Consider the following 12,308-nt stretch of genomic DNA (forward strand, 5'->3'; position numbering starts at 1 on the left):
ACTGCCCGCCTTGCGACATGAGGGGGAGAGATGCGGTTCTGCATCCTCGGTCCCGTGGAGATCCAGGACGAGCGCACCGGTCTGCGGATCCTTCCCACCGGCGCCAAGCAGCGCGCCCTGCTGGGCGCGCTCGTGGTCAAGGCCGGGCACGACGTGTCCGCGCACCGGCTGATCGACGAGTTGTGGGGCGAGCATCCGCCGGCCGGGGTCGCCAACGCGCTGCAGGCGCACGTGGCGCGGCTGCGCCGCCGCCTGCCCCAGCCAGAGGGCGCGCCGGGCACGGCGGGCACGGCGGGGGCGGCGGGGGCGGCGGGGGCGGCGGGGGCGGTGCACGAGTGGATCGCCACCGGCTCGCTGGGCTATGTGCTGCACCTGGGGCCGGCCGGCACCGACGCCCAGCTCTTCCACCAGCTGACCGCCCAGGGCCGGCAGGCCGCCGCCGGCGATCCGGGCCGGGCGGTGCAACTGCTGCGCCAGGCACTGGCGCTGTGGCGCGGCCCGGCCCTGGAGGGCAGCGCGCACGGCGACATCTGCGCGGCCGAGGCGGCGCAGCTGGAGGAGCACCGGGTGACCGCCCTGGAGCTGTTGTACGACGCGTCGCTGCGGGCGGGGCGGCACGGCGAGGTCACCGGCGAGCTGGAGGAGCTGACCTGTGATCATCCGCTGCGGGAGCGGTTCTACGAGCTGTTGATGGTGGCCCTGTACCGGTGCGGGCGGCAGGCGGAGGCGCTGAGCGTGTACGACCGGGCGCGCAAACGCCTGGTGCACGAGCTGGGGGTGGAGCCGGGCCCGGCGCTGCGCGGGGGCATGGAGGCGATCTTGCGCCAGGACCCGGTGCTCACGCTGCCCGCCCCGCCCTGCCCGCGTCCTGCGGCCGGCCCGGGCCCCGGCCTGGTCCCGCAGGCGGGGGCGGAGGGGGGCGGGGGCGAGCCGACGGTGTCCTCGCTGGGCAGCGAGATCGCCCGGCTGCAGCACCGCATCGAGGGGCTGCGGCTGGAGCAGGAGCAACTGCTGCGCCGCTTCGAGCAGTTGACGGCCGCGGCCGGCATGCCGCCGCCCGCGCCCTGACCCCGCCCCGCGGCGCAACCCGCCCCGCGGTTCGCCCCGCCCCGGAGCCCCGTGTTGGAGTCCCGCCCTGGAGTCCCGTGCGGGAGTCCCTCGCTGAGGCCTCATGCTTGACGCCTCGTACTGGGCGCCTCGTGCTGGGCCGACCCCCGCCCTGGACTCCCGTGCCTGCCGCCTCGTGCTGAGGCCTCGCGCTGGAGTCCCGCCCCAGATCCCCGCGCCGGAGTCTCGTGCTCAGGACTCGTGCTGGGCACCCCGCCGTGGAGCCCCGCCCCATGTTGAGGCCCCGCGCCCGTCACGTGCCGGAGCCCCGCGCCGGAACCCCGCGTTGAAGCCCCGTGCCCGCCCCGCGTTGAGGCCCCGCGCCCGCCCCGCGCCGCAGCCCCGTCCTTGGTCCGGGGCTCCAGGGGGCCTCCAGGCCCGCTCCGGCACGGCCCGGCACGGTGGCGGTGCCAGGAAACGGCCGGCCGCCCCGCTCCCCCCCTTGTGGTGCGGCCGGGCGTGTTCCTGGCCGCTGATCCGCGGCGGCCGCCCGGGGCCTTCCCCCGCCTCCGGGCCGGCCGCCGCGCCCTCTCCCTCGCCCCTCGCCCCTCGCCCCTCGCCCCTCGCCCCCGGCACATACTTCTTCGCCGCCCGGCTGTCCCCGGCCGGGTGCGCACTCAGGGGCGGCAGGCGGCGGCGAGCGCGCGGGCCAGGTCCGCGGCGCCTTCCCCGGCGGGGCCGGGGCCCAGGACCACCGGCGGCGCCGTGTGGCCGGCGGCCGCGATGTGCCGGGCCAGTTCCAGGGCCAGCGCGCCCGATCCGGAGTAGCCGCCCAGGACCAGGCGCTGGCGGGCGCCCAGCAGCGGGCGCAGCGCCGCCAGGCACTGGGACAGCCGGGCCGGGTGCGCGCACAGCGCGGTCAGCGCCTCCGGTCCGCCGTAGCGGCGGGCCAGTTCGCCGTGGCCGGCGTCGCCGGCGGCGGGCGGGGCGATCAGGCAGACCACCGCGGCGCCGGGCTCGCGGGCCTCGCGCAGCCAGGCCAGGCGCCCGCCCACGCGGTCCGGGAGCGGGTCGTGCAGGCGCGGCGGGTCGGTGCCGGCCGGCACCGTCAGCGGCGCCAGCGCCTGGGCGATGGTGGTGTCCTCGCCCGCGCTGTCGGGCAGTTGGCGCAGCAGCCGGGCGCTGTGCGCGATCAGCTGGGCGACCTGGTCGTCGCCCAGCCGGGCGCGGTCGTGGACCGCGCTGAGCACCAGGCCGCCGGAGCTGTCGTGGTGGGCCAGCACGCCCAGCGGGAACGCGCCGGGCACCGCGGCCGGGTCGGCGTCCTCGACGTGGATGCCGTGCGCGGCCAGTTGCGCGGCCAGGTCTCCCGGCGGGCGGGGCGGATGGTCGACGCTGAGCAGGGTGTGCGGCAGTTCCGGGGCGCGGTGGGGGCCCAGCCACTGCCGGATCTGCCCGGCCGAGACCCATTCGTAGGCGGCCAGGTCCAGGGCCCGGTCGCGCACCGCGCGCAGCAGGGCGGGCACGGTGCCCGCCGGGTCGATGTCCAGCACCATCGGCAGCGGGTTGTCCAGCGGTCCGGGCAGGCGGGCGACGCCCTCCATGGGGATGCCCCGCCCCGAGACCGTGACGCCGAAACTGACCGGCAGCCGGCCCCGGTGCACGCCGCCGGCCCGGTAGAGCACCATCGCCCACACCGCCTGCAGCGCGCTGGACTCCGCGGCCCCCCAGCGGCCCGCCCAGCGCGTCAGGCGCAGCGCCTCGGCGCGGGTCAGGCGGGCCAGGGTGCGGCCGCTGCCGTGCCGGCCGGTGACCGCGCCGGGCCGGGCCCGCGGCAGCGTGGCCCGCAGGGCGCCGCCGGTGCGCCGCCACAACTCGCGGGCCGGCGCCACGTCCTGGCCGGCCAGCCAGCGCCGGTAGTCGCGCAGGTCGGGACGGCGCTCGCCGCCCAGCGGGGCGCCGGCGGCCAGATAGGCGCGGTAGAACTCCTGCAGCAGCAGGTGCACGCTGCGCCCGTCCAGCAGCCCGCGGTGGTAGGTCAGCACGATGTCGGTGGGCGGGATGTGGCCGCCGGGCGGGCGGTGCGGGCCGCCGTCCAGCAGCGCGGTGCGCAGCAGGCCGGGCCGGGCCAGGTCGAAGCCGCGCCCGCGTTCTTGCTCGATCAGTTCCTGGCGGGTCAGGGCGCCGTAGGGATGGCGTACGACGTCGGGGCGGGCCCGCTCGTGCAGCGCCAGACGCGGCTGCGGGGTCCACACGAACGCGGTGCGCAGCACGCTCTCGTGGTCGAAGACCCGCTGCCAGGCGGCGGTGAACCGGCCGGTGTCCAGCGGCCCGTGCCAGCGCCACACCAGCTGGGCCACCTGCCGGTGGGGGCAGGCGGCCTCATCGGCCAGCAGGTCGTGCTGCAGCGGCGTCAGCGCGAACCGCTCCACCACCGCCACCCCGCCCAGAGCACCAGAAGCACCAGAAGTGCCAGAAGTGCCAGAGGTATCAGAGGTATCAGAGATGTCGGGGGTGTCGGGCGGGGCGGCGGTGAGCAGGTCGGCGAGCGCGCCCAGCGGATAACAGCCGCCCCCCGCACCCGGCTTCACCCCTGCCTCCGCCTCCGCCGCTGTCTCCGCCGCTGCCTCCGTCTCCGTGTTCGCGGCGGGCGCGGGGGTGTGCAGGACGTGGTGGTGGGGGCCGCGGCGCTCGGTGTGCGGGCGCCGGTGGCGCAGCTCGGGCCGGTCGGCGGCGATCCGGTCGAGCGCGGCGTCCAGCCGCGCGGCGTCCAGCGGGCCGCGCAGTTCCAGGGTGCAGGGGGCGTGCGCCGCCGGGCCGTCCAGGACGAGCACGGCGGTCAGCGACACCTCCACATTGCGGTCGAGGCTCATCGGCTGCGCGGGGCCCGTACGCCCGGGCCAGGCGACGGCACACTCCCCTGCCTCCTCTCCGTGGAGCGCGGGGTTCGAGTATGGGCCGCGCTCCCACGGGACGCTGACACACCGCTGACGCGCGGCCGTGCCTCACCCGCACCCGCCGCCGTGCCCGCCGCGCCCGCCCTCATCCGCCGTCCCTCCCCGCCCCTTGCCCGCACCGTGTCGCGCCCTGTCATGCCCTGTCATGGCCTGTCATGCCCAGTCGTGGCCTGTCGTGGCGTGTGCGGTCCATCCAAGGCGGTGGTGTTGGAGTCCGGCTCGAGCCGGAGGCCGCCCTCGAGCCGCCCTGACCGCCCCCTCGAGCACAGGGCGACGCAACGGCACGGCAGCCGGGGGGCGGCCGGGGGCGGCCGGGAGGTCACAGGACGCGGACGGCCGACTCGGCGTGCCGGCAGGCCACCTGCAGGGTCTGCCGGCTCTGGTGGCCCAGGTCGGCGCGGACCTTGCGGCGGGCATCGGCCAGGGTGGCGCCGGCGCCCAGGACCCGTTCGATGTCCTTCTCGCGCAGCACGGCGTGGTGCTGGACCAGGACCGTGACGCCGCTCTGGTCGGGCAGCACCGAGTACTCGCCGCAGTGCGCGGCCAGCAGGTCGCCGGGCCGGGTCTGCTTGAACACGATGCGTCCGGCGTGCGGGAAGCACACCCGCACCGAGCTCACCTGCTGGACGGTGCCGTCGGCGCCGGCCAGGTCCAGGGCGGCGTGCTGGACGCCGACCTGCGGCTCGTGCAGGTCGGCGGCCAGCACGCCGGGGACCTGGCCGGGCCAGTCCGCCACGTCGTAGAGGAAGCCGTAGACCAGCTCGGCGGGCCCCTTGACCCGCAGCGACTCCTCGAAGGAGAGGACCAGTTCGTCCAGGCGGGCCCACCGCTCGGCCAAGAACCGCACGCTTTTGAGGTCGGAGCGGGCGTTGGCGATGGCGGCCCGCTCCAGCCAGGCCTCGTCCTGGGGCCGGCCGTCGGCGGCGGTGAACACGTGCTCCACCGTCAGCCGGCAGCGCGCCGGGCCCAGTTCGGTCACATGCCAGGTGCCGCCCATTGAGGCGGCCTCCTCCACCGTGCGGTCCTGGTCGAAGCTGACCGTGCGCCGCGCGGCGTCCTGCACGCGCTGTGAGGTCCAGGACTTGACCTGTCCCTCGGCCACGCTCCAGATCCGCAGCCGTTCGCGCACCCCGTCGAAGTCGAGCCGTTCCACATGCACGTTGGGCGGGAAGTACAGCGGCCAGCGCTCGGCGTCCGCGACCAACTGGTAGACCACTCCCGCGGGCGCGTCCACCTCGGCCGCGTGCGAAAGACGGCGTACACGCTCACCCGACACCCCAACCACCTTCTCCTGCCGCAGCGGGCCGCCCGGGCCGTGCCGGGGCGCGGCCGGCAGCCGCGGGCGGCGATAGTCAACCGAGCCTGTCCGGCCCCGCTGGAGAACGGCTTGAGCCCGCCTCGCGCCCGCCCCGGCGGCGGAAAGAAAAAAATGGGGGGCGGCGGTCTCAGGCGGCGTACAGGTCGAAGGTGGAGGAGCGGCGGGGGCCGGCGGCGACGTCCAGCTGCGGGTCGACCGCCAGCATCGCCTGGTGCAGGCGCTGCACCTGCGGGGAGGGCTCCACGCCCAGCTCCTCGATCAGCCGGATGCGCAGCTTGCGGTAGATGTCCAGGGCGGAGGCCTGCCGGCCCGAGCGGTACAGGGCGACCATGGCCTGCGAGTGCAGCCCCTCGTGCTGGGGGTAGCGGGCGGTCAGCTCGGTCAGCTCGGCGATGAGCTCGGAGTGCCGGCCCAGGCGCAGGTCGGCGTCGATGCGCCGTTCCACGGTGCCAAGGCGGCTCTCCTCCAGGCGCATCACCTCGATCTCCAGGATCGGGCCGACCCGCACGTCGACCAGCGCCGGCCCCCGCCACAGGTCCAGGGCCTGGCGGAAGCAGCCGGCCGAGACGTCGTCGTCCCCGGCCTCGAAGGCGGTACGGCCCTCGGTGACCATGCGTTCGTACTCGTGTACGTCGACACTGGCCGCCGGTATCTGCATCAGGTAGCCGCCGTGCCGGGTGGCCAGGACCTCCTTGGCGGCGCCCGGCGCGTCGGGGCCCATCGCGGTGCCCAGGCGCCGGCGCAGCTGCAGTATGTAGGTCTGCAGGGTGGTCAGCGCGCTCTGCGGCGGCTCGGTCCCCCAGATTTCCTCCATGAGCATCGGGACGGGCATGACCCGTCCGGGATAGAGGGCGAGCAGAGACAGAATCTGCCGCGGCTTACCGGCCGTGGGGACAATCGATCCCCCGTTGACCTCGGCACTCAACGGACCCAGAACCTGAATCTTCACTGGTTTCCTCCCCGTACCTCGTCGAGTTTTCTCTCAGTGACTGATTCCGTCGCCGCGAGCACACTAGCCGGAATTGCCCGTCGCCCTCCTTTCCGTCGACCCAGGCTCAAGGAGATTCCAACTGGCCCTCCCTGCCGGTGAATTGGGGACCGGCGCTCGAGCCGCACTCGCACCCCCGGAAATAGGGGTTCCTCTTTTCCTTTATGAGCCCCCTCCCTTTTCCGGCGCACCGGCGCGGCGCGGGGGCGGCGTGAGGGGCGCCGGGGCGCTGGGGTGCTAGGGCGCCGGGGGTGCCGGGGGGTGCGCGCTCGCCCGCCGCGCGAAGGGGCGCGGCGGGCGAGTTCGGCGGGGAGGCCGGACAACGGGCCCCAAAGGGGCGGGAGATGCAGAATGCGCGCAGCAGGCGCCCGAAGTGCTGGGGCGCCGGGAGCGCGGGCGCCCGAAGTGCTGGGGTGCCGGAGGTGCGGGCGCCGGGGCGCCGGGGTCAGCTGGTGGGGACCAGGCGGTCGTGGGGGGCGTCGGGGGCGGTGGGGGCGGATTCGGGGTTGGCCATCAGGATGGAGCGCTGCAGCCGGTGCAGGCCCGCCGAGGGTTCCAGGCCCAGTTCGCGCACCAGGGTGGTGCGCAGCTGCTGGTAGGCGCTGAGCGCCTCGCCGCGCCGCCCCGAGCGGTGCAGGGCGAGCATGAACTGGGCGTGCAGGCTCTCGTGGGTGCGGTAGCGGTTGACCAGGACGGTGAGTTCGGCCAGCAACTCGCGGTGGCGGCCCAGCTGCAGGTCGGCCTCGATGCGCTGTTCCAGCGCGCACAGCCGGCTCTCCTCCAGGCGTTTGATCTCCATCTCCAGCTGGGTGCCGGCCTGGACGTCGGCGAAGGGGGTGCCCGACCACAGCCCCAGCGCGCCGGACAGCTGGCGGGCCGCGCCGGGGAAGTCGCCGGCGTCCATGGAGCGGTAGCCGGTGCCGGCCAGCCGCTCGAACTCGCGTACGTCGCTGCGGCCGCCGCCGCTGGAGAGGAGGTAGCCGCCCGGCGTGGTCATCAGCACGTCCTTGGCGGTGCGCCGCTCGGGGCCGCCGGCCGGCGCCTGCCCCTGGGCCAGCGCGGCGGCGAGCAGTTCGCGCAGCTGCAGCACATAGGTCTGCAGGGTGGTGCGGGCGCTGCGCGGCGGGGTGGTGCCCCACAGCTCCTCCATCAGCGCCGAGACCGGGACCACCCGGTCGGCGTGCAGTGCCAGCAGGGCCAGGACCTGCCGCGGCTTGGGCGCGGTGGGCGTGATGGAGATCCCGTTCTCCTGTACGGCCAGCGCGCCGAGTACGTCGATGTCCACAGCGTCTCCCTGAAACGTGGATGATGCCGCGGGGGCGATCCCCACCACACAGCGATTCAAGGAGATCCGAGCCCCCCTGTCAATACAAAACCGCGCGAGTGGTTTGTATTTTTCGGCAAAATCAACCGTTCCGCGGCCCGGTCCCGTCCGTCCGGCGCTGCCCCAACCAGTGGTTCTCTAGCCGGAGTTGAGGGGAAGAAGGCGGTCCGGGCGCCCATCACGGGGGCGGGGGCGGCGGGGCGGCGTCCGGCGGGGCGCCGCCTGCCGTTTCTCTAAACAGCGGCTACGGTTTGTTTAGTGGGGGTGGGGTGCGGGTCCGTGGGGGCTCAGGGCGGGCAGCCGGTCGGGGGCGGCCAGGCGGGGCAGCATGAGCTCCCAGTACTGGCTCAGGGTGCGGTGCGAGACCCAGGTGGGGTCCTTGACGCCGAGCACCTCGAAGCCCACGGTGGCCGCGGTCACCGCGGCGGCGGCCTGGTCGGGGGTCACGCCGTGGGCGAGCTCGCCCCGGCGGCGGGCGGTGTGCAGCACGGCGGTGATCCACTGCTGCCACTCGCCGCGCAGGTCGGCGGCGTGCCGGCGGCGGGCGGCGGTGCCCAGCAGCTCGAAGCCGGCGCGCACCACGACGTCGTGCTCCAGGTGGCTCATCAGACGGTGGGTGGCATCGACCAGCTCCTGCAGCGCGCTGCCGGCCGCCTCCCCGCCGGGCTCTGGCGCGGGCTCTTCGGCGGGCTGCGCGGCGGGCTGGGCGGCGGGGCGGGTGATGCGGCGTACGGCGTCGACGGCGGCGGCCTCCACGGCGCGGGCGAGCACGTCCTTGTTCTCGAAGTGGAAGTGCAGGGCGCCGTTGCTGACGCCGGCCTTCTTGCTGATGGCGCTGAGCGTGGTGGGCACGAAGCCGTCCTCGGCGAACGCCTCGGCGGCCGCCCGCATCAGTGCCTCGCGCGTGCGCGCGGCCCGCTCCTGCTGCACCATCGTGTGTCTCCTGACTGGAAAAAAAGGGGTGGGGGCGCGCGGCCGGCTGCCTGCCGGGCCGGCGCCCCGCCGGGGGTGGGGGTAGCGGTTACTGGGGCGGGTTGCCGTGTTTGCGCGAGGGCAGGGCGGCGTGTTTGGTGCGCAGGCAGGCCAGCGCGCCGATGAGGACCTCGCGGGTGGCGGCGGGGTCGATGACGTCGTCGACCAGGCCGCGTTCGGCCGCGTAGTAGGGGTGCATCAGCTCCGCCTTGTACTCCTTGACCATGCGCGCCCGCATCGCCTCGGGGTCCTTCGCCGCGGCGATCTGGCGGCGGAAGATGACGCCCGCGGCACCCTCGGCGCCCATCACGGCGATCTCGTTGGTCGGCCAGGCGTAGGTGAGGTCGGCGCCGATGGACTGGGAGTCCATCACGATGTAGGCGCCGCCGTAGGCCTTGCGCAGGATCAGCGAGATGCGCGGCACGGTCGCGTTGCAGTAGGCGTACAGGAGTTTCGCGCCGTGCCGGATGATCCCGCCGTGCTCCTGGTCGACGCCGGGCAGGAAGCCGGGCACGTCCAGCAGGGTGAGCAGGGGGATGTTGAAGGCGTCGCACAGCTGGACGAAGCGGGCCGCCTTCTCCGAGGCCTCGATGTCCAGCACCCCGGCCAGCACGCTGGGCTGGTTGGCGACGATGCCCACCACCTGGCCGTCCAGCCGGGCCAGCGCGCACACGATGTTGCGGGCCCAGCGCTCGTGGACCTCGAGGAACTCGCCCTCGTCGACGATCTCCTCGATCACCGCGTGCATGTCGTAGGGCCGGTTGCCGTCGGCGGGCACCAGGTCCAGCAGCGCGCAGGTGGGGCGGGCGGGGCTGTCGGCGGGCGGCTGGGCGGGCGGGGCGCTTTGGTTGTTGGCCGGCAGCAGCGAGAGCAGGTAGCGCACCTCGGCCAGGCAGGTCTCCTCGTCGTCGTAGGCGAAGTGGGCCACGCCCGAGGTCTCGGCGTGCACGTCCGCGCCGCCCAGCCCGTTCTGGGTGATGTCCTCGCCGGTGACCGCCTTGACGACGTCGGGGCCGGTGATGAACATCTGCGAGGTCTCACGGACCATGAACACGAAGTCGCTCAGCGCCGGGCTGTAGGCGGCGCCGCCCGCGCAGGGGCCCAGCATCACCGAGATCTGCGGGATGACGCCCGACGCCTTGGTGTTGCGCTGGAAGATGCCGCCGTAGCCGGCCAGCGCGCTGACCCCCTCCTGGATGCGGGCACCGGCGCCGTCGTTGAGGGAGACCAGCGGGGCACCGGCCGCCAGCGCCATGTCCATGATCTTGTGGATCTTCGCGGCGTGCGCCTCGCCCAGCGCGCCGCCGAAGATGCGGAAGTCGTGCGCGTAGACGAAGACGGTGCGGCCCTCGACCGTGCCCCAGCCGGTGATCACCCCGTCGGTGTAGGGCTTCTTGTCCTCCAGGCCGAACCCGCTGGCCCGGTGCCGGCGCAGCTGGCCCACCTCCGCGAACGAGCCGGGATCCAGCAGCAGCGCGATCCGCTCGCGGGCGGTCAGCTTGCCCTTGGCGTGCTGCGCCGCGGTGGCCTTCTCGCCGGGCCCGGCCAGCGCCAGCGCCCGCACCGCCTCCAGCTCGGCCGCACGCCCCCGCGCATCGCCCGCATCGCCAACCGCGTCCCTCTGGCCCGCCGTATCGCCCGCCGCGCCCGCCGTGTCGCCCGCCGTGCCCGCCGTGTCGCCCGCCGTGCCCGTCGTGCGGGCGGAGGGCTCCGTCACCGTCGCCATGGCCGTCCCCTTTCCTCCGGATGTCCTCCGGTCGTCCTTGCGGATGTCCTTCACCTCGAGCACGCCCCGCGTGCCCCGTGTCCCGGGCCCCTGTGCGGGTCCCGGATGCGGCGGGCCGGGCGGCGGGCACGGCCGGTGGGGACCGCCCCCGCAGAATAACAAACCGCATGGGCGGTTTCTAAGGGTGGGGGTGAAGATGGCCGGTCCGTGCCGCCCGCCCCTCCCCCGGTGTCATCTCCAGCTGTGCGGCGCCCGGTAGGCGCCGGCGTCGCCCGCCTCCCGCCAGGGCCCGGCACCGGGCGGCTCCGCGTCCCCGCCGCCCTCCCCGGCACGCCGGGCGGCCAGCGACAACAGCGTCACGGCCACCGCCGCGAGCTCCTCCTCGGTGGCCCGCCCCCGCTCGACCCGCAGCAGCGCCGCCCCCTCCTGCACACCGCGCACCTGACCCACAACCCCTCCTCGCCTCGGGGCCCCACCGTCTGCCGCCCGGCTCAAAACGGGCTCGGGTTCCGCTTGAGGCGGGGGGCAGGAACGCTTTACGGGGGGCGGGGCGGGGGCGGGCCGGGGATGTTCCGGGGGCGTTGCGCGGGGGGGGCGTTGCGGGGGCGTTGCGGAGGGATGGGAGCGGGGGGGCGTTGCGGAGGGATGGGAGCGGCGGGGGCGGGAAGGTCGGGAGCGGGAGGTCGAAAGCGGGGGTGGGCTAGGGCGGGCGCCGGGCCCGCGGGGCGCGGGCGGGGGCGCGGGCGGGGGCGGCTCGCGGGCCGGGGCTGGTGCGGCCGTGGGGTAGGGGCCCTTGCCGCGCAGGGGGCGGCGGAGGACTTGGCGGGCTGCCGGGGTGCAGGGGCGGGGGCAGTGGGACGGGCGGGGGACGCGGACGGGCCGGTCGGCGGCCGGGGTTTCGGGGGTGCGGGCGGGAATCGGGGGCCCGGTTCGCGGGCCGGACGGAAGCCATGAACCGGGCGGGGGTCCGGCGCTTTCCCGTCCAGGACGGGCGAGGGTCCGGCGGCCGACCGGGGGCGGGGCAGCGAAAGGGGCGGCGGACCGCGGGGCGGGCCGTTCGGCGCGGCGCCCTCCCGCGTACGGCGGACGGGGGCTCGGCGGTCGGCGGGGAGCGGTGGGCCGTCCGCCTTGCCGCCGCGCGGCCCACCGGCGGCAGCCGCCGCCCGGTGTAAGGCAGTTGAGGGACGGTGCCGTGCTCGGGGCGCGTCGGCGTCGGGGCCCATGGGGTGCCGTGCGCCTGCCACCTGCACGGCAGCGGCCATGCCGGTGCCGTGCGGCTTCCCCGGGCAAAGCGCTTGAGGCACCTTCCGCCCGGCATGGGGCAGTTGGGAGGCCCGGGGCCCGCGTGCGGGGGCAGAGGGCGGGCTGATGGGTTCCAGGACCCGGGCGAGGGGGTGTCGCACGGCCCGACAGCACCGGCCGCTTTCGGCGCGCGGGCCGCAACCGCGCCTTCGGGCGGGGCGCGGCGAGCAGACCGGGCAGGCATCCCCGGGCAGGGCAGGGCGGGGCGGGGCAGGGCGGGGCAGGGCATCCGGTGCGATCCCCTTCCCCCGTACGGCAGTCGGGGCGGCGGGGCGGCGGCTCCTGGCCGGGGCGCGGCGAGGGGCGGCGGGGCATCCGGTGCGATCCCCTTCCGGCATACGGCAGTCGGGGCGGGGCGGTTGGTGGCCGCAGGGCCGGGGTGGGCATCGGGGTGCCGGACGCGGCGCCCCGATGCGCTGCCCGCGCCCGGCGGGTCGGCGGTGTGCGGGGTCCGTGCCCTGCGGGCCGGGGCTGGTGCGGCCGGGCAGGGACAGACATCCGTACCAACGGGGGTCGAGGGGGGGGGCAGGGGGCGGGGCGCCGGCCCTGCCAGGGGGGTGCCGCCGGGCGGGGGGGGCGGGGGGGGGGGGCGGGGGGGCGCGGGGGGGGGGGGGGGGCGCGCGCGCCCCCCCCCCCCCCCCCCCCGCCCCCCCCCCCCCGCGGGGGCCGGCGCG

General features: G+C 76.1%; 8 protein-coding genes. 1 reads left to right on the plus strand and 7 read right to left on the minus strand.

Annotation, left to right across the window (positions count from 1 at the left end):
- Positions 1–30: 30 nt before the first annotated feature.
- Positions 31–1,068, plus strand: a complete 1,038-nt coding sequence (locus ACIBKX_RS39830) for an AfsR/SARP family transcriptional regulator (protein ID WP_363276890.1) — start codon at positions 31–33, stop codon at positions 1,066–1,068.
- A gap of 656 nt (positions 1,069–1,724) precedes the next feature.
- Here the strand turns inward: ACIBKX_RS39830 and ACIBKX_RS39835 are convergent.
- The 7 genes from ACIBKX_RS39835 to ACIBKX_RS39865 form a co-directional block, all read right to left on the minus strand.
- Entirely contained in the window at positions 1,725–3,920 is a 2,196-nt protein-coding gene (locus ACIBKX_RS39835; RefSeq protein WP_363276891.1) for a condensation domain-containing protein, read from the minus strand.
- A 403-nt stretch (positions 3,921–4,323) separates the two neighbouring features.
- Positions 4,324–5,280: an SRPBCC family protein gene (locus tag ACIBKX_RS39840; protein ID WP_363276892.1), complete on the minus strand. Its 957-nt coding sequence runs from the start codon at positions 5,278–5,280 to the stop codon at positions 4,324–4,326.
- 169 nt (positions 5,281–5,449) lie between these two features.
- On the minus strand, positions 5,450–6,271 hold the full coding sequence (locus ACIBKX_RS39845) for an AfsR/SARP family transcriptional regulator (protein ID WP_363276893.1): 822 nt from the start codon (positions 6,269–6,271) through the stop codon (positions 5,450–5,452).
- A gap of 484 nt (positions 6,272–6,755) precedes the next feature.
- Positions 6,756–7,595, minus strand: a complete 840-nt coding sequence (locus ACIBKX_RS39850) for an AfsR/SARP family transcriptional regulator (RefSeq protein WP_363276894.1) — start codon at positions 7,593–7,595, stop codon at positions 6,756–6,758.
- 294 nt (positions 7,596–7,889) lie between these two features.
- Entirely contained in the window at positions 7,890–8,567 is a 678-nt protein-coding gene (locus ACIBKX_RS39855) for a ScbR family autoregulator-binding transcription factor (protein ID WP_363276895.1), read from the minus strand.
- An 88-nt stretch (positions 8,568–8,655) separates the two neighbouring features.
- Positions 8,656–10,332, minus strand: coding sequence for a carboxyl transferase domain-containing protein (locus ACIBKX_RS39860; RefSeq protein ID WP_363276896.1), 1,677 nt, complete (start codon positions 10,330–10,332; stop codon positions 8,656–8,658).
- A 231-nt stretch (positions 10,333–10,563) separates the two neighbouring features.
- On the minus strand, positions 10,564–10,782 hold the full coding sequence (locus ACIBKX_RS39865) for an acyl-CoA carboxylase subunit epsilon (RefSeq protein ID WP_363276897.1): 219 nt from the start codon (positions 10,780–10,782) through the stop codon (positions 10,564–10,566).
- Positions 10,783–12,308: the final 1,526 nt, after the last annotated feature.

Source organism: Streptomyces sp. NPDC050658, assembly GCF_044457025.1.
GTDB lineage: Bacteria > Actinomycetota > Actinomycetes > Streptomycetales > Streptomycetaceae > Streptomyces.